The organism is Bizionia myxarmorum (assembly GCF_008086205.1).
Taxonomy (GTDB): domain Bacteria; phylum Bacteroidota; class Bacteroidia; order Flavobacteriales; family Flavobacteriaceae; genus Algorimicrobium; species Algorimicrobium myxarmorum.
Window position 1 is genome coordinate 411231 of sequence record NZ_VSKK01000002.1, and the last position, 23711, is coordinate 434941.

Below are 23711 nucleotides of genomic sequence, written 5' to 3' on the forward strand. Positions count from 1 at the left end.
TTAAACCGGAACTTATAAAATCGCTATATGAACTTTTAGGAAAGATTTTTAGTTCTATTCTGTTGAATTGTAATCCTATTTTTTCACTCTGAAACTACCCGACAAATTATCAAAAGCAATTAAATCTTTAGGGAATAAGGTTTCAAAAACACCTTTGGAAATTAAATTACACGGCGCATCTGTAATTACAGAATCTTTAGTCATAACCACCATCGTATCGCACAATTGAATGGCTAAATCAATTTCATGAGATGAAAATAAAATGGTTTTATTGGTTTCCTTCACCAATTTTTGAAGTAATTTTAAAATGTATGCTTTATGATACATATCCAAATGCGTGGTAGGTTCATCTAGAATAATTAAATCCGTGTTTTGGGCCAAAGCACGCGCAATCAAAGCTTTTTGTAATTGACCATCACTTAATTCAAAACATTTTTTGTCCTTTAAAGTTTCAATATTCGTCTGCGTTATTGCGCGATTTATAACTTCTAAATCATTATCGGATAAATTCCCAACCCAATTAGTATAAGGCTGTCTGCCTAAAGCTACTAATTCATATACCGATAAATTTTTCGAGGCAATTTTTTCGGTTAAAACCAAGCTCATCGTTCTGGCAAGATCAGCATTCGAATAGGTTTCCAGGTTTTTATCTTTTAAAAAGACGGCGCCTGATAGTTTGGATTGCACACTGGTAAGCGTTCGTAAAAGTGTCGATTTTCCGATGCCATTGGCGCCAACCAATCCAATTAAATGTCCTTTTTGCAAAGCCATATTAATATTGGAAGCCACGACAGTTTCGGCTTTTTTGGAGGCATAACCGATGTTTAAATTTTCGGTTTTAAGCATAATATGTTGAGCTGATTTCATCTTAAAAAAGCATTTTACGTTTGCGTACCAAGAGCCAAATAACAACAGGCGCTCCTATTAAAGATGTTATCGCATTAATGGGTAATGTATAATCGCTAGTCGGTAATTGGGCAATACTATCGCAAATGAGCATGATTATAGCACCAAATAAAAAGACAGCTGGTAACAATACTTTATGATTGGATGTTGTAAAAACCTGTCGCGCCATATGTGGAATTGCTAACCCAATAAAAGCAATTGGACCAGCAAAAGCGGTAATAGTACCAGCCAATAAACTGGTGGCTATAATGATAATTAAACGACTTTGTTTAATGTTTAAGCCGAGACTCTTCGCATAATTTTCGCCTAATAAAAGGGAATTTAATGCTTTTATAGAAAAAATAGTCAAAATCATTCCTACGCAATACACGCAAAAGAAAATCCCCAATTCATACCAAGATAGATTACCTAAACTTCCAAATCCCCAGAAAATATATTGTTGTAATTGTTCAGCACTGCTAAAATAGGAGAGGACGCTAACCACGGCGGCTGTGATACTTCCAAACATGAGTCCAATAATAAGAATAGCCATAGTATCCCGAACTTTAGAGGAAACAATTAATACGGCAGATAATACTAGAAAACTTCCCAAACTAGCTGCTATAATAACACTCCATTTGGAAACGAGTAAAGTGGCAAATACACCACCAAAAATTCCCGCGCCTAAAATAATGAGTGCCACGCCTAAACTAGCACCAGAGCTAATGCCTAAAACATAGGGTCCTGCAAGCGGATTTCTAAAAAGTGTTTGCATAAGCAGTCCTGAAATACCCAATCCCGAACCAACTAAAACGGCTGTAAAGGCTTTTGGTAAGCGGTAGTTTTGAATAATATAATTGTCTGTAATACCTAATAAACTTTCAAAAACTGTTTTAAAAGGAATGGATACGGAGCCCAAACTAATATTTGCTAAAAAGCAAAATATGAGTATGCCGGTAAGTGAAATGAATGCGTATTTAAAATTGGTATTCATAGACTTTTTAAACCTATTCCTGCAAATATGGATTATTGTAATGGTTTGAAAAACTGCGACTCATAATCTTTCATCAATTCAGGGTGTGCAATTTTTACTAAATCTTTTAATACTAAATCGGGCCTAGCCGTTCCAATTTCGTAGTAAGTAACGCCACCAGTTTTGCCGGCTGTATTAACAAAGGAATAGATTTTTTTATTTTTAAACGCATCAAATTGCGTGTAATGTGCGTTTGCTTTTTCCAAAGCATCAAATGTGCCATAATAAGATGGGCTAATCCAAATGTCCGCATCTTTTGCTTTTTCATAAACGGCTTCAAAATTTAGAGCTAAACTTCCTTTACTATCTGTTTCTTGCCATAAATAGTTAACGTTAGCATCTTTTAAAAGCTGTGCTTCGGGGCTTGTTCCGCTTGGCAAATACCAAATATCTTTATGCATGGCACCGCTTAAAACACTGGGTTTGGTGGTAGCGTTTTGAGCTAGTTTTTTGGCTTCGAGATAATCATTTTTAATTTTTTTGAAAACCATTTCAGCTTGCTCGCTTTTGTTGTAAAGCACACCAAAAAATTTAATCCATTCAGCTTTTGCTAAAGGTGATGTTTCAACCCAATCGCCATTATAAATTACCGGAATTCCTGATTTTCTAATCGTTTCAAGACTTTTGTTGGAACCATCCATACCAAAACCTACCACTAGATTTGGATTCAATTCCAATAAAACTTCCGTGTTAATACCTTCATTTTTTCCTAATTCTCTTACAGCACCAGTATCGATTAGTTTCCGAGTCCGTTCCGAGGAAATATAATCCGTTCCTGGGAAACCAATTAATGAATTTTCAACCTCTAATAATTCCAAAGCAGGAATGTGCGTGGTGGAGGTAACTACTATTTTCTCAACTGGAATGGTTACTATTCCATCATAATCATCCTTGTTAAAAGTGCTTACCGCTGCTTGTTCTTTAGTAAGTAATAAATAGCTGTAATTTTTATCAGCATTAGGCCATGGATTGCTAATGGTTAAAATTTTATAGGTGTCGTATTCTTCAATACTAAATCCTGTAGCGTAATCTATTTTTAATGATGTTTTACTAGTTTCAGGTAAAGTAATTTCCTGTTCCTTTTTTTCCTGACAGTTCCAGAAAAATAGACTTAATAAAAGTGTAGTAAAAATTATTTTTTTGTGTAACATTGGTAACATTTATACGATTAAAAATCACGTAAATTTATGTAAAATATTTAACTATGCGCGACGGATCAAATGTAACATTATATATAGTAGCTGGAATTATTATCTTTCATTTTTTGGCAGGATTTATTTATCTGCTCTACAAAATGACCAAGAAAAAATAAGCTTCATGATGCTTATCTGAAAAGAATAACTACTTTTGCAAAGAATTTGGTTTGATGATAAATCAATAGCTTTTTTGGGTAGTTATTTTTTTGTTCACTACTTGAAAATCTTAAGATTTCATCAATTAAAAGGGAATCTGGTTAAAATCCAGAACTGTTCCCGCAACTGTATGTTTATACTCAATTTTTTGAGTACCTCTTTTTAGAGATGTTATTACTTCAATTAACCACTGGTTTCAATACTGGGAAGGTTTAATAACATGAAACGAGTCAGGAGACCTGCCAACTTCGTAACCTTATAAATTAAAGGCTTTCGGGTAAAAGGCTTACTGATTATGATTCGTTATTTGTTAATATTGCTGTTTTTTTACTGTGGTGCACTTTATGCCCAGGTCACTCCGGTTACGGAATTGAGCGAAGTTAATTTAAAATACATCAAATTAAAAGATTCCGTTTATACGACTACGCAAACCGTTTTAAGTGACAGTGTATTAAAGCGAAACCAATCATCATTAACGAGTCTTTTAAATTATAATACTACCATTTATTTGAAAGAGAATGGTTTAGGTATGGTGTCTTCGCCTAGTTTTAGAGGTACAACGGCTCAACAAACAGCTGTTTTATGGAACGGTATTAATATAAATTCTCAGACTACAGGTCAAACGGATTTTAATACGATTAACACCCGAGGTTTTGATCAGGTTGTTGTTAAATCTGGCGGCGGTGGCGTTATAGATGGCAGCAATGCTATTGGCGGAAGCATTTATTTGGAAAATATACTGGATTATAATTTAGGATTTGAAAATGATTTATTTTTGAAATACGGCAGTTATAAGACTTATGGAATTGATTATAAAACAAGCTATTCTACAAAACAAGCGAGTTTTTCATTAGGTATTTCGCGTCAAGGTTCTGAAAATGATTACGAATATTTAGGCACCGATCGAATCAATAAAAATGGACAATTCAACAATACCAACATTAGTTCTAGTTTTGGTTTTAAATTAAATAAGCGAAATATTATTAATTTTTATGCCAATATATATGAGGGTAAACGTAATTTTTCACTTCCTACCCCAAATGCTTTAGAAACAAAGTATAACGATTTTAACACACGAAGCATGCTGGAATGGGTTTCTAAATCCAGGAATTTAACCTCCAATACCAAAGTTGCATATATCACCGAAAACTATAAATACTACCCCAACATTGCTAGAGATTTCTACACTTATGGTGATGTAGGAAGTCTGTTTTTGAAATATAATTTGGATTATGAATTGGGCCGAATACTTTTAACTGGTGGGTTAAATTATAATCAAAATAATGGCGAAGGTTCTGATTTAGCTCATGAAATTCGTCATTTGGGATCGGCTGTTTTAGGACTAAAACATAAAGTGAATCAACGTTTTCTATACGAGATTAGCTTGCGTCAAGAATTTAACAGCACCTACGAAAGTCCTTTCTTATACGCGGCGGGTATTCAAGCTGTAATAACCAGTTTTTACACTCTGAAATTGAATACGTCAAAAAACTTCCGAATTCCTACTTACAACGATTTGTATTGGGAAGGGTTGGGAAATGCAGATTTGAAACCTGAATTATCTTATCAAGGTGAAATGAGCCATGTTTTGCATATTCCCAACGCTTCTTTAACCATAAACGGCTACTATAATAAAGTTCAAGACTTATTATTATGGACACCCGATGTAAATGGTATTTGGAGACCAAAAAATGCTGAAAACGTTAAAATATATGGTGTTGAAGGCTTATTGACTGCTAAAAAAAGTATTGCAGCACACAGTTTTAATGTTTCAGCAACGTATGCCTATACGGTTTCAACGAACGAAAAAACCAATAAACAACTCATTTATGTGCCCTATCATAAATTAACGACGGCGGTTGGTTACGGTTATAAAAAACTGTCAGCATACTATCAATATATCAATAACGGCGAAGTTTATACCACAACAGACAATGCAACAGAGCATATTCTGAATAGTTATATGGTAGCCAATTTTGGTCTAGAATATAATTTAGGAAAAAAAACGAACACGTATGTACTGGGTGCTCAAATTTTGAATTTATGGAACGAGTCCTATGAAAGTGTATTAAACAGACCCATGCCGGGCCGAAACTTTAATGTGTATTTGAATTTTAATATATAATAATTATGAGGAAAACCTTAAAAAGCGTAGCCATGTTGGCTATCATTTTGCTTTTGCAAAATTGTACGAGTGATGATCGTGACATTATTATTGAAACACCGCCGCCGTCTGGTGATTATGCCAACGGAATTTTTGTTTTAAACGAAGGTGGTTATACCTATTCCAATGCTTCGGTGTCTTTTATAGATAATTCGGGACAGGTTTATAACAATATTTTTTATGCCGTTAACGGTAGAGGACTGGGGGATGTGGCACAAAGCATGGCTTTTCATAGAGATAAAGCCTATGTTTTAGTTAATAATTCTAATACTATAGAAGTGGTAAACCGCTATACATTTGAATCTATTTCCACGATAGAGCAAGATATTCTTAATCCGCGATTTATGACCTTCGATGGAGATAAAGGATATATCACGAATTGGGGTGATCCTGCCGACACCACGGATGATTATGTTGCCATTTTAAATACCGAAACAAATATAGTTATCAATACAATTTCAGTTTCAGAAGGACCAGAAGAAATATTAAACAACAATGGAACCTTATATGTAGCGCATAAAGGGGGGTGGGGCTATGGAAATACAATATCTGTTTTAAATGCTTCTTCGGAAACAGTAATATCCAATATACAGGTTTCTGATGTGCCCGGAAATATGATGATATACAATAATGATTTATATGTGCTTTGCGCTGGGAAAGGTGATTATACCGGTGATGAAACAGTAGCGGGAGTTCACAAAATAAATCTTGCAACTAACCACGTTACGGATCAAATTATCTTTGCAGATGGTGTGCATCCAGGGTATTTTCAAATTGATAATAATTCACTGTTATTCACTTTAAACAGAGATGTTTTTAAAGTGAATTTAAACGATTTCACATTACCTGAAGCACCATTTTTCAGTACCAATGCACAGAATGTTGGCGTTCTGTATGGTTTTAAAATCAGCAATGGAAATATTTATGTAGCAGATGCTAAAGACTATGTTTCTAATGGTACCGTATTAGTTTACGACTTACAAGGCCAATTTCAAGAAAATTATAATGTAAAACTTATTCCTAACGGATTTTATAGTAACAATTAATTAAATTAAAACGCAACAACAATGAAAAAAAATTATCTATTCTTATTACCTTTTATCTTTAGCTTATTAGCTTTATCTGGCTTTGCACAAGCCGATTATAATAATGGGGTTTTTATTTTAAATGAAGGTGGTTATGGAAGTAATAACGCTTCAGTTTCTTTTTTAAACATTACAGGGACTTTAACAAATAACATTTTTACAACTGGAAACCCTGGAATGGATTTAGGTGAGGTAGCGCAAGGAATGGGGTTTTATGGCGAAAATGCTTATATAATTTCAAATGGTACGAGTGAAATTAATGTGGTTAAGCGTTCAACTTTTACGCATATTTCAACTGTAACCACGGATATCAATAATCCGCGCTATATAGAATTTGATAACGGTTTAGGCTACATCACTAATTGGGGAGATCCAACAGATCCAAACGCCTCTTATGTGGCCGTTTTAGATTTAGCTACCCATACGGTAACAACTACAATTCCTGTTGTTGAAGGACCTGAAAAAATAATCAAAAAGAATAACCAGTTATTTGTGGCGCACAAAGATGGTTATGGTCAAGGAAATTCAATTTCGGTTATTAGTTTAAGTGATTACAGTGTTTCACAAATAACAGTTGCTGATGTTCCAAATTCAATAGTAGCTGATGCTGATTATTTGTATGTGCTTTGTGGTGGAAAACCCTCTTGGACAGGAGACGAAACGTTGGCGAAATTATACAGAATAGCTTTAAATGATTTTTCTGTAATGGACGTTTATGATTTTGCAATTGGTAATCATCCCGATTTTTTACAAGTTGAAAATGGCGAAGCTTATTATGTTCTAAATAATAATATTTACAATTTTGATTTTTCAGCGAGTCTACCGACTACAGCATTTATCAATACAGCTGCACAAAATGTCCAAATACCTTACGGATTTTCATTGATAGACAACATCTTCTATCTAACGGATGCTGTAGACTATGCAAGTGATGGCCAACTGGTTACTTATAATATTTCAGGTACTTTTGAAAACAGTTATACAACTGGAGTGCTTCCAAATGGTATTTATAAATATAGGATGCCGCTTGGTGTTTATCCGCCTTCCGTAGGAGAAACGGGAACAACTGCTTTGGCTAACACGGATCCACTATTTATTGATTGGGCAGCCGGGGCTTCAGTAACACGCGGATTAATTAATATTACAGATCCGTCTGCTACTTATGACGGAAGCAGTTATGCCACAGCAGGAACAGAATCTAATGTTATAGGAGCGGCCAACAATGCAATTGTGAGTTTAGGTGATCGCGGCGAGGCTATTTTAACATTTGCTACGCCAATTACGGATGGGTCTGGATTTGATTTTGCAGTTTTTGAAAATGGATTTAGTAACACTTTTTTGGAATTGGCTTTTGTTGAAGTGAGTTCAGATGGTATTAATTACGTTAGATTCCCTAATCACAGTCAAACGCAAACAGACACGCAAGTAGGCGGGTTTGGCGCTGTTGATGCCACATACATTAACAATTTAGCTGGAAAATACCGTGCTACTTATGGAACACCATTTGATATTAACGATATAGCTGATAATCCGTTATTGAATAAAAGCAGAATTACGCACGTTAAAATTATTGATGTGGTTGGAATTATTGATCCTGCTTTTGCATCTTATGATTCCTACGGAAACATGATAAACGATCCATTTCCCACCCCTTTTCATACAGGTGGTTTTGATTTAGATGCTGTTGGTGTCATTAATCAAGCCAGTTTAAGTGTTACGGATAACACGTTTTCAGAATTAAAATTATATCCAAATCCAGCTTCAGATTTCTTTACCGTAAAGAGCACCAATCATGTTATGGATATTAGTATTTATGATATAACTGGAAAGTTGATTGAGCAACTAGTTAAAACAACTGGAAAAGATATTAATATTTCCAATTTAAAACAGGGCGTATATATAGTAAAAGTAACAGCGCAAAATAAAAATGGTTTATTTAGATTGATAAAGCAGTAAAATAAGTAGATAAAATTTACTTAAAAGCCACTTTATAAATTCGATATTTATAAAGTGGTTTTTTTTATTAATTAGGAATTAAATTGCAAAACCAAAAACCCGACACATCAGATGCAGCATTAGGTTTTGGATATTCGCGATAGATTTTTTCTCCCACATTGAAAGTAATGGGAGTTTTAAAAATAGGACCATCAAAACAGAAGGTGTGGAATTCGCAGTTTTCGCCACAGGGATCAACGCCTTTTGGTAAATTAGCTAGCAATTCTTCATCAATAATTTTGCCCACAAAATCTTCTGTGAAATATCTTGAGTCTGCGCATTCAATGATTGCCTTAAAGCCTAAATCAAGAAACTCTTGCATCAGCTCTTTCATGTTTCTTTTCCAAAGCGGAAATACAGCTGTAATATGATGTTTTCCTAATTGCTTTTCGCGGTAGTCTCTCAAATCTTCCAATAAAATATCACCAAATGTAGCATGTGTAAAACCGTCTTCTTTGAGTTTTGATGTGGCAGCATTCATAATTTCATTATAATCATCCATAATAGGCTGCTCTGGTAAATTTATAGTTGCAAAAGAAATGGCAATGGAATGGGCTTGTTTTTCTATAAAAGTTATTGGTAAACCATGCATAGTAACCCGATTATAACTTGAATTTATAGTTGTTACCAGTTTTTCTACCTGATAACTTTTGTCTTGTAGTAAATAATAGAGTGCCAAAGCGGCGTCTTTACCGGTGCTCCAGTTTAAATATGTTTTGTAAGTTTTCATTAAATGTTTAAACCTTAAAGATAAATTTTCGCTTTGTTTATGCTGCCATATTTGTAAAACTTTGCAATATTAAATATGATGAAACGGTTCATTTTTCGAGTTTCTTAAGACTGCATATTTTTAGTCTTATCAATTTGAAATCTAAAAAGTGATATTATAAATCACCATCTTTTTTACTGATAATTAAAAGGATTAATAAAAATTAAAGATTAAGCCTGCGCATACGTTAAGAATTTAAGAAATAATTAAATAAAGACTTAAATTTTAACGTTATTTTAACGATTTTATTTGCTGTTCATCGATTACAATCTCATCTATATGGTATTAACTTTTTAATTGTAATATATTGAGACACTATTAACTTTAAAACCAATTTAAAAAATGAAAAAAAATTTACTATTAACCATTTTCGCAATGTGCTTCATAACTTTTGGGTTTTCCCAAACTGATTGTGGAACCGCATTAGCATTAACACCAGGAACACCACAGGCTGGTATAACCACTATTGGAGGAAGTTTCCCGGATGCCAATACCGCGCCAACTAACCCTTGTAGCGCCAATTATAATGATAATGAATATTGGTTTCAATATACTGCAGTAGAGACGGGTGAAACTTTAGATCTTACCGTAACTGATTTAACGGTTACTTGGTATGGCTTATTTATTCTAGACGCATGTCCAGGATCAACACCTACATGTATTGCTTCGGATGTGAATACTTCTGTTACTACAGACCTTGCAGTTACATCTCCAGCTCTTACAGCTGGAACAACCTATTATATTGTATTGACAGAGTGGGCTGAAAGTTCAACTGCATTTACTTTAACCAGTGTTGTAAATGCTGCTCCAACATGTACGGCATCCACTTCAACAGTTTCAACTGTAAGTGATTGTGGTGTAAGTGGTGGTTTTTACGTTAAAGTAGCTATAACTGATTTAGGATCTGCAACTGCTTTAACGGTTTCAGATGATCAAGGAAATTTACCACAACCTTTAACAGTTGCTGGAACATTACAATTTGGACCTTATGTAAATGGTGTTAATGTAGTAATTACTATTAATGATGATAATGATGATGACACATGTACGGTAATAAAAGCAGCAATTACTCAAGCAATTTGTCCTCCATCAAATAATACTTGTGCTAATCCGGATTCACTTACAGTAAATGCTGATTTCGCTTGTGCAGCTGTAACATCAGGTACACTTGTAGGTGCAACAGCATCAGGAGAAAATGAGACAGCTTGTTTTGGTACAGAAAATGATGATGTTTGGTATTCATTCGTTGCAACAGCTACTAGTCATAATGTTAGTTTAATAAACAAGACTGGTACTCCAACTGATTTATATCATTCATTATGGTCTGGATCTTGTGGAGCTTTAACTAATTTAAAATGTAGTGATGCTGACTCAAGTCTTACTTCTGGTTTAGTTATTGGAGATACTTATTTAGTTAGAGTAAATTCATATTCGTCTAGTGCAGGAGCAACATCAACGTTTGATATCTGTGTGGGAACTCCACCAGCACCGCCAGCAAATGATGATTGCGCAGGAGCTTTAGTATTAAATGAATCTACAGTTGGTACCTGCGATAATGCAGTAAGTGGTACAACTGTTTCAGCTACGGCATCGTCAGAAGCAGATTGCTCAACGACTAATAAGGATGTATGGTATACATTCGAACCATCTGAAACAAATTCTTATGATATTTCTGTAACTGAAATCCAAGATTTTGGTTTTTCAAGCACCTATGTTTCTGTTTTTGAAGGCGCCTGTGGTGCTATTACTCAAGTGGGTACAGCTTGTAATACTTCATCTGGTAGTTTTGCCTTAACTGCGGGAACCACTTATTATATCAATGTAAGAAGTACATCAACCACAACGGGTGTTAATTTTAGTCTATGTGCTGCTTTAACACCACCACCTCCAGCTAATGATGAATGTTCAGGAGCAATTACTATTGCATGCGCTGGTCAATATACAGGAAATACAACATCAGCAAGTCCTGAATCTCCGGATCCTGGAACTTGTACAACTTCTGCAGGTACTGCTGGAGCTGTTTGGTACACTTTTACAGGAGCTAACTCTAACGACGCTGGTGCAGCAGTTGGAACTGTTGGTGATGAAGTAACATTAGATTTAAGTTTATCCACTTTTGACACTAAAATTCGTGTATTTGAAGGTGTTTGTGGTGCTTTAACCTGTGTTGGAGGAAATGATGATGGAGGAACTGGAAACACGTCCTTATATACTTTTGCTGCAACTGTAGGCACGGAGTATTATATTTTAGTTCATGGATTTAGTACAAATGCTGGTGCATATACATTAGATGTGTCTTGTGTAGCACCACCTTTATGTACAGCTGCTGTAGTTGATAGTTCAACAGTTGTTGAAGATTGTGCAAACTCTTTATTTACAGTAGATGTTGTTTTTTCAAATGCAGGTGATGCAGGTACAGTTATTAGTGATGGCTTAGGAGGTTCTTTCCCAGTTATAGCAGGAACAGTATCAGCTGGTCCTTATGCTGTTGGAACAACAGTAACATTGGATGTGGTTCATACAGATGGTGATTGCGACTTTAGTTTAGGGAATTTCTCTGACGATTGCCCTTCTTCTGTAGTTGAAACAGTAGATTGTTCTGGAACTGCTTTAAATCAAACATATTGTTATGATGAGTATGAAGATGCTATATTTTTATATACATCATCAGATCTTACAAGAACATTATCTATAACGTTCAATCAAGGAACGCTTGAGGAGAATTTCTCTGGCGGAACTTATGATGATCTAGTCATTTATGATGGAGGTGATAATACAGGTGCTGTATTGTTTGATTCAGATGTAAGTGGTGGTGATCTAACAGGTTTAACCTTTGTATCTACTGGTAATATGATATTTATGGAGTTAACTTCTGATGTCTCAAACTCTTGTGCTAGTGGAGATGAGACTTCATTAGATTTTGATGTAGCATGTGGTGCTACAATGACAACTGATGAGTTTGATTCGCCAAATGCGTTTACGTATTACCCGAATCCAGTTTCAAATGTGTTAAATGTTAAAGCACAGAACAACATCAGTAATGTGTCTGTTTACAACATGTTAGGTCAAGAAGTACTTCGTACGGCTCCTAATGCTGTTGCCAGTGAGGTAGATATGTCTAACTTACAAACAGGTGCTTATTTTGTTAAAGTAACGATTGGTAATACAACAAAAACAATTCGTGTTATTAAAAACTAATAAACGATGTAGTTTTTAAATTATATGGAAAACCCAGACTATAAGTCTGGGTTTTTTTGTTTTAAAAACTAATTATTAACTAATAATTAGTTTGTTGCATTAGTTATCATTCAAGTTTTAAATTTAAATTTTAAAATTATTTTCTAGTTTTATTGTATTTAGTCCCTTGATATACAGTTTCATTCTATTGTACAGTCAAAAAAATTTATTACCTTGTTAACAATTAATTAACTAAAACCCTTTTTAAAAATGAAAAAAATTACTCTTCAAATTTTTGCGTTTTTGGCTTTTGTCTGTTGTTGGCAGACAAACGCGCAAAGCATTATTAATATCACCACATCAGGGGGCTCTTTTGCAACCGAAAAGTGGGTGAATGTTACAACCGAAATTAATGGTGGTGGAACCCAAATATGGGGGCAAGGTGATGGCACTTACGGCAATGGACCAGGTCTTATAAACCAAAACATTACACTGCCTGCTGGAACCTATTATGTAAATTGTTATGATAAATATGCCGATGGATGGGATGGAACTTTAATTTCAGCTACAGCTTACGGAAACATTCTAAATAACAATGGCGGTGTTTCGCCAAATGATGGGACAGATACAGATACTTCTTTTGCTTGGGGTGATACTCAAGCGCAAGAACTGGAAGCCTCTTTAGTAATTATAGTTCCTGTGGCGCCATGTGTATCAACTGCTATAGCTAGTTCTACAGTAGTTGATGATTGTGGTGCATCACAATTTTCTATTGATGTCTTAATTTCTGATGCAGGTGATGGTAGCAATATTACTGACGGTTTAGGAGGTTCATTTCCTATTGCTTCAGGAACTGTAACAGCAGGTCCTTACACAATTGGTGATGTTATTACTTTAGAAGTGGAGCATACTAATGCTTTATGCGATTATACATTAGGAACTTATTCTACCGGTTGTACAATTCCGGGCGAAATATGTGAAAATTCAATAATCATAGGAGGTCTTCCTTATAGTACAACAGATAACACCTCTAATTATGGAGATGATTATTCAGGATCCCCTGGGGCCTCTGATTGCGGAACAACGTCTGGCTATTTAGGTGGAGATGATGTAGTATATTCTTATACGGCCATTAGTGATACGTCCATTAATGTATCCATGACACCAACTGGTACATGGTCTGGTATTTTTGTGTATACCGATTGTGCTGATATTGGTGTAGCTTGTGCTACTGGAGTTTCGGGTTCTTCAACTGCTGCAAGAAATTTTGATTTAACGGTAAGCAATGGAACCACTTATTATTTTGTGATTTCCACATTTCCATCACCGCAAAGTACAGCATACACTTTAAATATTGTTGAAAACACCTGTACAGCTGCAACGGTAAATTATGTTATTGTAGATGATTGTGATGTATCTGGTGGTTTTTATATAGATGTAAATATTTCTGATTTGGGATCTGCAACAGCTTTAACAATTTCTGATGATCAAGGTAGCACTCCTCAAGCATTAACTGCTGTTGGAACTGTAACTTTCGGTCCTTTTGTAAATGCTACGAATGTTGTAATTACTATTCTTGATGATAATGATGGAAACTGTACAATAGTTAGTTCAGTATTAACTCAAACAGTTTGTCCTCCAAGTAATACCAATTGTGCTACAGCAGAAGCTATAACTGTTGGTCTGGGCGTGTGCGGACCTACAGTAACAGGCAATAACACAGGTGCTACAGATTCTGGAGAAGCTGATCCATCTTGTGGAAACTACGCTGGAGGCGATATTTGGTATTCATTTGTAGTGCCTGCTGATAGGTCACAAGTAACAGTAGAGCTTGGAACTTCAGCATTTTCAACTACAAAAATGGCAGTTTATAATACAACTATGCCTTGCGGTTCATTAGTTGAAATTTTCTGCGATAATTTGTACACCACTAAAACTGTGACCGGTTTAACCTCTGGTGACACGTATTTATTGCGTCTATATGATTGGGGCAATGATGATTTAGGTGAGGTTACGTTCTGCGTGAGCACACTAGCAAGTTGTCCAGCTCCTACAGGTATTGTAGTTACTAACAGAGCAACTACTTCAGCTGATTTGAATTGGACAGAAAACGGTACGGCAGCTTTATGGGATATTGAATGGGGAGCTACTGGCTTTACGGCTACTGGAACTCCAACTATTGAAGATACTGCTACAAAACCATACGGTTTTACAGGTTTAACAGCTTCAACTGCATATGATTTTTATGTGCGTTCAGATTGTGGTGGTGGAGATGTTAGTGCATGGGTTGGTCCATTTACGTTTGCAACTACAGATTTACCTCCAGCATGTGGTGGAAATTTTTATGATGAAGGAGGCTTGGCAGGTGATTATTCAAATAACTCAAATATTACTACAACCATTTGCCCAGATCTTCCTGGTGATACTGTAAATGTGAATTTTACATTCTTCAGTACAGAAAATCGAGGTGCTACAGATTGTTGGGATGGTTTAACCATTCATGATGGTCCAGATGCTACAGCAGCAACTATTGATCCTCCAGGTGGAGGAACAAGATGGTGTTGGGATAGAGATGATACAACTCCTGGAGGAACAGGAGATTTGCAAGGGATGACTATTACATCAACAGATCCATCAGGATGTTTAACATTTGTTTTTACATCTGATGGTAGTGGGTTACGTGAAGGTTGGGAAGCTAATGTAACGTGTACAGCATTAAGCTTACTAGAATTTGGCTTAACTGGATTCACATATTTCCCGAACCCAGTAACAAATAGCTTGTCTTTAAGAGGCGTTCAAAACATTCAAAATGTTGCTGTTTATAATATGTTAGGCCAAGAGGTGCTTCGCACAGTTCCTAACAACGCAGCAAGTGATATTGATATGTCTAATTTGCAAACTGGCGCTTACTTTGTAAAAGTAACGATTGAGAATACAACAAAAACTATTCGAATTATTAAGAATTAAAAAAAGAAGTAGTTGTTAGAAATTAAAAAACCCAGACATATGTCTGGGTTTTTTAATTTCTAACGACTATTTATACATCCCTACTGAAAACGGCACAAAATCTGATTTGTCTCCAACTAAATCTAAAGATTTAATAGAAGGAAATGACATACGTCCTTCATCTGAAATAAGTTGCAAAGCTGCCGCTAATAATGGTTCCGTTTCAGTTCCTAATATGCCCATATTTGAATAGTTTTCAGGTAGCGTAAAATCTGGAAACAAGCCTTGGCTATAATCTGTAGTTCCTACAGCATTTAAAGATTTTAAAACCAATGGTTGCATAGCATATAAATGCGCTGGATTCGCATTTGTTCTTTTAAAATCAGGAGCATCATACAGCGTAATGGAAGCTTGGAATTTCCCCGCAGTTTCTGTTCCAATATGAACAACATCAATATAAGGAATAAGGCAATTAATAACTAATTCACTAGCGGATGCTGATCGTTTTGAAGTTAAAATATAAACTTTATTAAGATTCAAGATATTTAAAGCTGAACCGCCATCCGTATTGGTAAAATAATTGGTGATTTGTTCCGTAGATAATTGGGTTTGAATTTCACTATTCCATTGTTCGGTGCTAAAAACACTACCAGTTTTACCAGCTATCATACTCGACAGTAAAATGGCTGTATTAACAGAGCCACCAGAATTATAGCGTAAATCCAAAACTAAATTTTGAATATTGTTCGCTAAAAAATCTCCAAAAACCGTATTTAATTGCGCATCGAAATCGCGCGTAAAACCATTGTACATTAAATAGCCAACATTCGCATTGGCCACGTTAAAAATCGCTGTTTTAAAAATCGGATTTTCTGTAGTTGAAGATTTGTTTAATGTAATACTTTGTCCATTAGGAGTAATTGTATCATCGGAAGTTTCCGGCGTACCGTTGTCATCGTAAATTGCTAAATTTATTGTGTAATTTGAATTACTTAATAAACTACTAAAGTTGCTCGTATTCAAAGCCGTTCCATCCACGCCATAAAAAATAAGACCTCTTGAAACCCCTTGGGCACTGGCGTTGGAATTCGGTAAAACATAACCAACATATCCAAACACACTATTAGAGCCATTTGGGTAACGCATAAGGCCAAAATCCATACCATTATTCATAGTCGTACCATTAAGTTGTTGCTCTAACTGAATATAATTAGAAGTAATCCAACTAAACCGATCTACCGTTTGTGGCTGGTATTTTAAATAATCGAACAAGTCTTCGGGAGATTGGAAATTATTTAGGAATGCTTCATAACTGCCTTCATCAAAACGGTTGTTAGCTAAATCTGGAACCACATCTTTATATAAATAAAAGGAATTTAAACCACGCCAAACAAAATCATTCAAGTCTCGTGTTGAGGTTGGGTTGTCATCTAAATCTTCAAAACATCCCATCAATACTGTAGAAATGGCAATAGCAATTAAAAAGTTCCAACAATTTTTCATAGTAAAAGTGTATTAAATTTTTCTTTTTCTCTGATTAAAAGTAGTTACTTTATAAGATAATAAAAATTATTTGTAACAAATTCGAAATTCATTCGTCGTAATAAAAGAAGCCGTAAACCAGCTTTTACTAATTAACCACAACCATGACCCAGACAGAATTTTTAAATATTGTCATGCCATTTAAAGACAAAGTCTTTCGTTTAGCAAAACGATTATTAGTTTCTAGGGAAGAAGCCGAAGATGCAACACAAGAAGTTATTTTGAAATTGTGGAAGAATCAAGAGAAAATTAGCGAATATAAAAATATTGAAGCGTTTTCCATGACCATGACTAAAAATTATTGTTTAGATAAATTAAAATCCAAACAAGCACAAAATTTAAAAATTGTCCATAGTAATTATGAAGATCACAATAGCTCTTTACAACATGAAGTTGAGGTCAATGATAGTCTAGATTGGATTGGAAAGATAATGGAAGCGCTTCCAGAACAGCAAAAAATGGTAGTACAATTGCGAGATATTGAACAATATGATTATAGTGAAATAGCAAAAATGTTGGATATGAATGAAACGGCCGTTCGCGTGGCTTTATCCCGAGCTAGAAAAACAATAAGAGAAAAATTAAATAATACACATAATTATGGTATTAAATAAAATAGAGCAGTTACTAGAAAAATACGAGAATGCTGAAACAACGCTTCAAGAAGAGGCGCAGTTAAAGCAGTATTTTACTCAAGAAAATGTAGCACCACATTTAGAACTGTATAAACCTATGTTTACTTACTTTTCTGCCAACCAGCAGGAATTATTTACAAAAGAAGTTCCTTTAAAAACAAAATCCGTTTTTAATTACCGTTGGATAGCTATTGCTGCTATTGCCGTGCTTTCAATAGGTTTTTATTTCAGTAATCCTTTTGAGCAACAGGATGAATTAGGAACCTATGACGATCCTATGTTGGCTTATAACGAAGTGGTAAAATCGCTTGAAATGATATCCACACATATGAATAAAGGATTTGAAAAAGTTAACTATTTGAATTCGGTGAATGACGGTATTTCTAAAGTGAATTACTTAAATGAAATGCATAATACAACGGATAGAATTTTTAAGAATATTAATTAACAAATAATGAAAACACTAAATAATATAAACCCAAACAGTATAATCACGACAGGTGATATAAATAAAAAATTAAATAACTCAAAAATAACAACTATGAAAAAGTACACACTAATGTTCGTTATGGCGCTAATGATGATGCCATTTGCTTCTCAAGCACAAGATATTTTTGCTAAATACAGTGATAGTCCAGATGTAACTTATGTTTCCATCAAGCCTAAAATGTTCCAAATGTTGGCGAAAATGGATATTAATACTGATGATCCAGAATCTCAAGAATACATAAAAATGGTAAATAGCATTACCAGTTTTAAAGTGATTACAACAGGAAATAAAACTATTTCTGATGATGTTGCTAAATGGGTAAAATCTCGTAAAACATCACTTGAAGAATTAATGGTAGTAAAAGATAATGGTATGAATATGACCTTTTATGTAAAAGAAGGACGTGATTCAGACCACGTAAGTGAATTCCTCATGTTTGTAGATGGTTTAGGCGCTATTACAAAAGATATGGACGTGAATATGAATGGTCAAAAACGTGAATTTGAAACCGTAGTCGTTTCTTTAACAGGTGATATTGATATGAATCAAATTTCAAAATTAACCCAGAAAATGGATCTTCCAGGCGGTAAGCATTTAGAACACAAAAACAAGAAATAAGTAGCAACATGAATAAAGCAATCCAATATATCATGTTCAGCTTACTAGCATCTTTGGTGTTAGTAAGTTGTGATACACGTGAATCTTTACAAACCTATTTTGTGGATCATCAGGAAAAAGCCGACTTCATATCTGTAGATATACCTACTTCTTTAGTTAATTTAGATGATGATACACTTAACGATGAACAAAAGACGGCTTACAAATCTGTTAATCGTTTAAACTTTTTAGGCTACAAAACGACCGAAAATAATATGGCAACATATACAACGGAATTAGCCAAAGTGAAAGCTATTTTAAGTGATGTAAAATATACGGAGCTAATGGAGTTTAGTGACAGCGGAAATAAATTTATAATCAAATATTTAGGTGATGATGAAAGCGCAGATGAAGTTATTGTATTTGGTAGTTCAAAAGAAATGGGCTTTGGTATAGTTAGAATACTAGGTAACGATATGCGACCGGAACAAATGGCTACTTTGGCGAGTGTCATGCAGAATGCCAAATTTGATGATACCTCTCAGTTAAAAAGTATTGTGGATTTCTTTAAATAATCTCATAGATTATATAAAAAAAGGCAACCTATTTAGGCTGCCTTTTTTCATTTAGAAAGATTTTCTAATTTCTTCTTATGATTTTTAATCAGTGTTTTATAGATATTAATGACAACGATACCAAATAAAATAAGGATGATGCCAACACAAATAAATTACTCAAAATTCCAAATATGCCTGCTACAGAAAAACTCATACAAACAACACCGCAGAGAATTAACGATTGTTTATCTGTTAGCATATTTTAAATTCCGGTATAATTACTTGGAGTAATAGCTTTTAATTCGTTTTTAATAGCATCTGAAATCTCTAAAGTGTCAATAAAGTTAGAAATGGATTGCTGATTAATTTTAGCATTGGTACGGGTTAAACCTTTTAAAGCTTCATACGGATTTGGATAGCCTTCACGACGTAAAATAGTTTGAATAGCTTCCGCTACAACCGCCCAATTATTCTCTAAATCTTCTGCAAATTTACTTTCATTCAATAAAAGTTTATTTAAACCTTTTACAGTGGATTTAAAAGCAATAAGCGTGTGGCCAAAAGGAACACCTACATTACGTAAAACCGTGCTATCTGTTAAATCACGTTGCAATCTAGATATAGGAAGTTTGGCAGATAAGTGCTCAAAAATAGCATTAGCCATTCCTAAATTTCCTTCGCTGTTTTCAAAATCAATAGGATTTACTTTATGCGGCATAGCTGAACTACCAACTTCACCTTCTTTAATACGTTGTTTGAAATAATCCATGGATACATAGGTCCAGATATCCCGATTTAAATCGATAATTATAGTATTAATACGTTTTAAATTATCAAATAAAGCCGCCATATGATCATAATGCTCAATTTGAGTTGTCGGGAAAGAGTGGTGTAATCCTAGTTTTTCTTGAACAAATTTACCGCCAAAAGCTTTCCAGTCTATTTGTGGATAAGCTACATGATGCGCATTAAAGTTTCCGGTAGCACCACCAAATTTAGCGGCACTTGGAATATCATTTAATAAATCAAATTGGGCTTCCAAACGCGTAACAAATACCTGGATTTCTTTTCCTAATCGGGTAGGAGATGCCGGTTGTCCGTGCGTTCTAGCTAACATAGAAATGGATTTCCAGTCTTCCGTAAGTGTTTTTAATTTGTTTAAAACTTCAAAATATTCAGGAACATAAACATCATTAAGTGCTTCCTTAATACTCAATGGTATAGAGGTGTTGTTTATGTCTTGAGAGGTTAATCCGAAGTGAATAAATTCCTTAAATTTAGAGATATTTAATGCATCGAATTTATCCTTAATAAAATATTCAACGGCTTTGACATCATGATTCGTTACTTTTTCAATTTCTTTGATTGCAGAAGCATCTTTAGATGAGAAGCTTTTATAAATAGCGCGTAAATCATCAAATAAATTGAAGTTGAAATCAGCTAATTGCGGCAGCGGAATTTCGCATAAGGCAATAAAATATTCAATTTCTACTTGAACGCGATATTTTATTAAAGCTTCTTCAGAAAAATAAGGCGCTAATTTTTCAACTTTACTACGATAACGACCATCAATAGGAGAGATAGCATTTAAGGATGATATAGACATGATTGTTGTTGTGTTTTAAAAGTTGCGAAGATACGCTTTTTAAGTAAAAATTTGAAACCTAATAGGTTAAGTTTTTCCATTTTTTAAGTGATTTAACGTATCTTGTCAAGGTTAATATGGTACTTATGAAACATCTTTTATCCATCAGTTTATTTTTAGTTTTCCAAATGAGTTTTTCGCAATTTTATAAAAAGTCTGAACCGTTTACACATACCTATTCCATTGTTGCACGAGATTCGGTAACAGGGGAAATGGGCGTTGCCGTTCAATCGCATTGGTTCAGCGTTGGCAGTCTTGCTATTTATGGAGAAGCTGGCGTTGGCGTTGTTGCCACTCAAGCCATGGTAGATCCTACTTATGGACCCAAAGGCCTGGAGTTAATGAAACAAGGAATGCTGCCACAAGATGCTTTAAATAAACTTCTAGATGAAGATGGCGGCTCGGTTTTCCGACAAGTAGCTTTTTTAAATAAAAATGGTGATGTAGCAACACATACCGGAAGTTCTTGTATTGATGAAGCGGGTCATTATATTGGTAAAAACTTTTCAGTTCAAGCTAATATGATGTTGAAAAATACCGTTTGGGATGCTATGGCAAAAGCGTTTGAAACAACGAAAGGCACATTAAGTGTTCGTATTTTGGCTGCTATGAAAGCTGCAGAAGCTGAAAAAGGAGATATTCGTGGCAAGCAATCTGCCGCTATTCTAATTGTAAAACATGAAGCTTCAGGAAATAAATGGGAAGATACCGTGATGGACTTGCGTATTGAAGATAACGAAAACCCTATAGCTGAATTGGAACGATTAATGACAATTCATCGGGCCTATGATTTTATGAGTAAAGGTGATATAGCTATGGAAGAAGGTAATTCAATCGCCGCCGAAGGCTACTATTTATCGGCACAACAGCTTTTTCCAGATAATTTAGAAATGCAATATTGGTATGCTATCAATTTATTAACCAATAAGGATATTGATAAAGCAATACCTATTTTAAAACGCGTTTTTAAAGCCGATTCTAACTGGAAAATATTAACACAACGATTGGTTAAAGTCAATATGCTAACTATTTCTGAAGGAGATTTACAGATGGTTCTTAAACTTTAATTTTTCAAAATAAAATCATACCTATGAAAATATTAAAAAAAATCATACTGTTTTTATTAGTCGTATTTCTTATAGCTCAATTTTTTGGCCCTAAAAAAAACGATGGAACTTTAGCTTCTGTTGAACCCTTTTTACTTTCAACCAATCCACCGGAGGCCGTGGTTGCTATTTTAAAAGAAAGCTGTTTTGATTGTCATAGTAACTACACCAAATATCCTTGGTATTCTAAAATTACTCCTGTTAATTATTGGTTGGCTGACCATGTTAATGAAGGTAAAGAGGACTTTAATGTGTCCATTTGGAGTGAGTATTCAGTAAAACAGAAAGACCATAAATTTAAAGAATTAATAGAAACGGTTGAAAGTAGAGAAATGCCATTAGATTCCTATATCTTGACACACAATGAAGCTAATTTAACAGACACACAAATAGCCAGCGTAATTGAGTGGTCAAAAAAAATGCGTATTATTTATGGCTTAAAGCCAAAAGGCGAATAAGTAATTCTTTCCGAAATGATAAAAAAACTAGTCATCATTGGTTGCGTATGGCCAGAACCCAAAAGTTCGGCAGCAGGAACACGTATGTTGCAATTAATGAATCTATTTTTATCTGAAAATTACCAAATCACCTTTGCTACGACGACATCTAAAACAGAGAATGCCTTTGATTTATCAACCTTGGGAATTGCAGAAGTGGCCATCACTTTAAATGATGCTTCTTTTGATGATTTTATAATTTCTGAAAATCCAGAAATTGTATTATTTGATCGCTTTCTAACAGAAGAACAATTTGGTTGGCGAGTTTCTGAAAATTGTCCAAATGCCTTACGTTTATTAGACACTGAAGATCTTCACGGATTACGGAAAGCACGTGAGTTGGCTTTTAAAGCTTCGGATTCTGATTATAAAAAGTATCTTATAAATGATACGTCTAAACGTGAAATTGCGAGTATTTACAGATGCGATTTAAGCCTTATAATTTCTGAAGCAGAAATTGATTTGCTTCAAAACTATTTTAAAGTAGAACATGCATTAATATACTATCTACCGTTTTTATTAGAGCCTATTTCCGAAGAAAATAGTGCAACACTACCTGAATTTAATTTCAGAGCAAATTTTATTACTATTGGAAATTTCTTTCATAAACCCAATTATCAGTTGGTATTATATTTAAAAGAAGTGATTTGGCCTCAAATTAGAAAACGCCTCCCGCAAGCCGAACTTCATATTTATGGTGCGTATACCAGTCAAAAAGTGCTTCAATTACACAAAAAGCAAGATGGTTTTTTAGTGAAGGGTTCTGCAGAACATGTTCATGAAGTGATGCAGCAGGCGCGTATTTGTTTAGCACCTTTGCAATATGGAGCTGGTTTAAAAGGGAAGTTGATTGATGCTATGCAAAATGGAACACCATGCGTTATGAGTACCATTGCAGCTGAAGGTTTATTCAGTAATTTAGAACCGAATGGTTTTATTTCAGATGATTCAAAAGAATTCATTGAAAATGCAGTGTCACTTTATACAGATGCATCTATTTGGAAATCTAAACAGGAAAATGGCTATTATATCATCAATAAACGGTTTAATAAAGCATTGTTTGAAACGCATTTCATAAGCGCTATTAATAGTGTTTTATTGGATTTAGAAACGCACAGACATAATAACTTCACAGGTCAGATGTTGCAGCATCAGTCGCTTCAAAGCACCAAATTTATGAGTAAGTGGATAGAACTAAAAAATAAATAAGCCGTTTCGTATTATTTCTCAAAATCC

The 23711-nt window shown here is 34.6% G+C and carries 18 protein-coding genes and 1 riboswitch; of the genes, 12 read left to right on the forward strand and 6 right to left on the reverse strand.

Annotated features, from left to right (window positions below; all coding sequences use genetic code 11):
- Positions 1 to 75 precede the first annotated feature (75 nt).
- Genes ES674_RS10950 through ES674_RS10960 form a run of 3 tightly spaced genes read right to left on the reverse strand, consistent with a single transcriptional unit; the run spans position 76 to position 3069 of the window.
- A complete protein-coding gene (locus ES674_RS10950; RefSeq protein ID WP_148404067.1) occupies positions 76 to 867 on the reverse strand; it encodes an ABC transporter ATP-binding protein in 792 nt (263 codons plus the stop codon).
- Between the two features lies 1 nt (position 868).
- Positions 869 to 1879 carry a FecCD family ABC transporter permease gene (locus ES674_RS10955; protein WP_148404068.1) on the reverse strand — a complete coding sequence of 337 codons (1011 nt, stop codon included), beginning with the start codon at positions 1877 to 1879 and terminating at the stop codon, positions 869 to 871.
- A 32-nt stretch (positions 1880 to 1911) separates the two neighbouring features.
- Positions 1912 to 3069: an ABC transporter substrate-binding protein gene (locus tag ES674_RS10960; protein WP_148404069.1), complete on the reverse strand. Its 1158-nt coding sequence runs from the start codon at positions 3067 to 3069 to the stop codon at positions 1912 to 1914.
- A 263-nt stretch (positions 3070 to 3332) separates the two neighbouring features.
- A riboswitch (cobalamin riboswitch) is annotated at positions 3333 to 3531 on the forward strand.
- A gap of 34 nt (positions 3532 to 3565) precedes the next feature.
- On the opposite strand from ES674_RS10960, the gene ES674_RS10965 reads away from it, so the two are divergent.
- From ES674_RS10965 to ES674_RS15610, 3 genes are read left to right on the forward strand one after another with little or no spacing between them, the layout of a single operon-like run.
- The gene (locus tag ES674_RS10965; RefSeq protein ID WP_148404070.1) at positions 3566 to 5395 is read left to right on the forward strand and encodes a TonB-dependent receptor plug domain-containing protein; all 1830 of its coding nucleotides are present in this window, start codon (positions 3566 to 3568) and stop codon (positions 5393 to 5395) included.
- Positions 5396 to 5400: 5 nt separating this feature from the next.
- Entirely contained in the window at positions 5401 to 6480 is a 1080-nt protein-coding gene (locus tag ES674_RS10970) for a YncE family protein (RefSeq protein WP_148404071.1), read from the forward strand.
- A gap of 21 nt (positions 6481 to 6501) precedes the next feature.
- Positions 6502 to 8475, forward strand: coding sequence for a DUF5074 domain-containing protein (locus tag ES674_RS15610; protein WP_246126025.1), 1974 nt, complete (start codon positions 6502 to 6504; stop codon positions 8473 to 8475).
- Positions 8476 to 8542: 67 nt separating this feature from the next.
- Here ES674_RS15610 and ES674_RS10980 read toward each other — a convergent pair whose 3' ends face one another.
- A complete protein-coding gene (locus ES674_RS10980; RefSeq protein WP_148404072.1) occupies positions 8543 to 9244 on the reverse strand; it encodes an adenine nucleotide alpha hydrolase in 702 nt (233 codons plus the stop codon).
- A gap of 381 nt (positions 9245 to 9625) precedes the next feature.
- On the opposite strand from ES674_RS10980, the gene ES674_RS10985 reads away from it, so the two are divergent.
- Together ES674_RS10985 and ES674_RS10990 are read left to right on the forward strand one after the other, a co-directional pair.
- Entirely contained in the window at positions 9626 to 12481 is a 2856-nt protein-coding gene (locus ES674_RS10985) for a T9SS type A sorting domain-containing protein (RefSeq protein WP_148404073.1), read from the forward strand.
- Between the two features lie 249 nt (positions 12482 to 12730).
- Positions 12731 to 15427, forward strand: coding sequence for a T9SS type A sorting domain-containing protein (locus ES674_RS10990; protein ID WP_148404074.1), 2697 nt, complete (start codon positions 12731 to 12733; stop codon positions 15425 to 15427).
- Between the two features lie 66 nt (positions 15428 to 15493).
- On the opposite strand, the gene ES674_RS10995 is transcribed toward ES674_RS10990, so the two are convergent.
- Positions 15494 to 16909 carry a S41 family peptidase gene (locus ES674_RS10995; protein WP_148404075.1) on the reverse strand — a complete coding sequence of 472 codons (1416 nt, stop codon included), beginning with the start codon at positions 16907 to 16909 and terminating at the stop codon, positions 15494 to 15496.
- Between the two features lie 143 nt (positions 16910 to 17052).
- Here ES674_RS10995 and ES674_RS11000 point away from each other — a divergent pair, with 143 nt between their 5' ends.
- The 4 genes from ES674_RS11000 to ES674_RS11015 all read left to right on the forward strand — a co-directional run bounded on the left by ES674_RS11000 (position 17053) and on the right by ES674_RS11015 (position 19245).
- Positions 17053 to 17562, forward strand: a complete 510-nt coding sequence (locus tag ES674_RS11000) for an RNA polymerase sigma factor (RefSeq protein WP_148404076.1) — start codon at positions 17053 to 17055, stop codon at positions 17560 to 17562.
- A complete protein-coding gene (locus tag ES674_RS11005; RefSeq protein WP_148404077.1) occupies positions 17549 to 18031 on the forward strand; it encodes a hypothetical protein in 483 nt (160 codons plus the stop codon). Before ES674_RS11000 ends, ES674_RS11005 begins: the two co-directional genes overlap by 14 nt.
- A 93-nt stretch (positions 18032 to 18124) precedes the next feature.
- Positions 18125 to 18691: a DUF4252 domain-containing protein gene (locus ES674_RS11010; protein WP_148404078.1), complete on the forward strand. Its 567-nt coding sequence runs from the start codon at positions 18125 to 18127 to the stop codon at positions 18689 to 18691.
- An 8-nt stretch (positions 18692 to 18699) separates the two neighbouring features.
- Positions 18700 to 19245, forward strand: a complete 546-nt coding sequence (locus tag ES674_RS11015) for a DUF4252 domain-containing protein (RefSeq protein ID WP_148404079.1) — start codon at positions 18700 to 18702, stop codon at positions 19243 to 19245.
- Between the two features lie 244 nt (positions 19246 to 19489).
- On the opposite strand, the gene purB is transcribed toward ES674_RS11015, so the two are convergent.
- Positions 19490 to 20833, reverse strand: coding sequence for an adenylosuccinate lyase (gene purB, locus ES674_RS11020; protein ID WP_148404080.1), 1344 nt, complete (start codon positions 20831 to 20833; stop codon positions 19490 to 19492).
- A 125-nt stretch (positions 20834 to 20958) separates the two neighbouring features.
- On the opposite strand from purB, the gene ES674_RS11025 reads away from it, so the two are divergent.
- From ES674_RS11025 to ES674_RS11035, 3 genes are read left to right on the forward strand one after another with little or no spacing between them, the layout of a single operon-like run.
- Positions 20959 to 21939 carry a DUF1028 domain-containing protein gene (locus tag ES674_RS11025; protein WP_148404081.1) on the forward strand — a complete coding sequence of 327 codons (981 nt, stop codon included), beginning with the start codon at positions 20959 to 20961 and terminating at the stop codon, positions 21937 to 21939.
- A gap of 23 nt (positions 21940 to 21962) precedes the next feature.
- Positions 21963 to 22436, forward strand: coding sequence for a heme-binding domain-containing protein (locus ES674_RS11030; RefSeq protein WP_148404082.1), 474 nt, complete (start codon positions 21963 to 21965; stop codon positions 22434 to 22436).
- Between the two features lie 15 nt (positions 22437 to 22451).
- Positions 22452 to 23684: a glycosyltransferase family 4 protein gene (locus ES674_RS11035; protein WP_148404083.1), complete on the forward strand. Its 1233-nt coding sequence runs from the start codon at positions 22452 to 22454 to the stop codon at positions 23682 to 23684.
- The last annotated feature ends 27 nt before the right edge of the window (positions 23685 to 23711 follow it).

What these genes read in the sequence shown, in the direction of transcription:
- ES674_RS10950 (WP_148404067.1), bottom strand. Translation starts at nt 867, where the DNA reads ATGAAATCAGCTCAACATATTATGCTTAAAACCGAAAATTTAAACATC.
- ES674_RS10955 (WP_148404068.1), bottom strand. Translation starts at nt 1,879, where the DNA reads ATGAATACCAATTTTAAATACGCATTCATTTCACTTACCGGCATACTC.
- ES674_RS10960 (WP_148404069.1), bottom strand. Translation starts at nt 3,069, where the DNA reads ATGTTACACAAAAAAATAATTTTTACTACACTTTTATTAAGTCTATTT.
- ES674_RS10965 (WP_148404070.1), top strand. Translation starts at nt 3,566, where the DNA reads ATGATTCGTTATTTGTTAATATTGCTGTTTTTTTACTGTGGTGCACTT.
- ES674_RS10970 (WP_148404071.1), top strand. Translation starts at nt 5,401, where the DNA reads ATGAGGAAAACCTTAAAAAGCGTAGCCATGTTGGCTATCATTTTGCTT.
- ES674_RS15610 (WP_246126025.1), top strand. Translation starts at nt 6,502, where the DNA reads ATGAAAAAAAATTATCTATTCTTATTACCTTTTATCTTTAGCTTATTA.
- ES674_RS10980 (WP_148404072.1), bottom strand. Translation starts at nt 9,244, where the DNA reads ATGAAAACTTACAAAACATATTTAAACTGGAGCACCGGTAAAGACGCC.
- ES674_RS10985 (WP_148404073.1), top strand. Translation starts at nt 9,626, where the DNA reads ATGAAAAAAAATTTACTATTAACCATTTTCGCAATGTGCTTCATAACT.
- ES674_RS10990 (WP_148404074.1), top strand. Translation starts at nt 12,731, where the DNA reads ATGAAAAAAATTACTCTTCAAATTTTTGCGTTTTTGGCTTTTGTCTGT.
- ES674_RS10995 (WP_148404075.1), bottom strand. Translation starts at nt 16,909, where the DNA reads ATGAAAAATTGTTGGAACTTTTTAATTGCTATTGCCATTTCTACAGTA.
- ES674_RS11000 (WP_148404076.1), top strand. Translation starts at nt 17,053, where the DNA reads ATGACCCAGACAGAATTTTTAAATATTGTCATGCCATTTAAAGACAAA.
- ES674_RS11005 (WP_148404077.1), top strand. Translation starts at nt 17,549, where the DNA reads ATGGTATTAAATAAAATAGAGCAGTTACTAGAAAAATACGAGAATGCT.
- ES674_RS11010 (WP_148404078.1), top strand. Translation starts at nt 18,125, where the DNA reads ATGAAAAAGTACACACTAATGTTCGTTATGGCGCTAATGATGATGCCA.
- ES674_RS11015 (WP_148404079.1), top strand. Translation starts at nt 18,700, where the DNA reads ATGAATAAAGCAATCCAATATATCATGTTCAGCTTACTAGCATCTTTG.
- purB (WP_148404080.1), bottom strand. Translation starts at nt 20,833, where the DNA reads ATGTCTATATCATCCTTAAATGCTATCTCTCCTATTGATGGTCGTTAT.
- ES674_RS11025 (WP_148404081.1), top strand. Translation starts at nt 20,959, where the DNA reads ATGAAACATCTTTTATCCATCAGTTTATTTTTAGTTTTCCAAATGAGT.
- ES674_RS11030 (WP_148404082.1), top strand. Translation starts at nt 21,963, where the DNA reads ATGAAAATATTAAAAAAAATCATACTGTTTTTATTAGTCGTATTTCTT.
- ES674_RS11035 (WP_148404083.1), top strand. Translation starts at nt 22,452, where the DNA reads ATGATAAAAAAACTAGTCATCATTGGTTGCGTATGGCCAGAACCCAAA.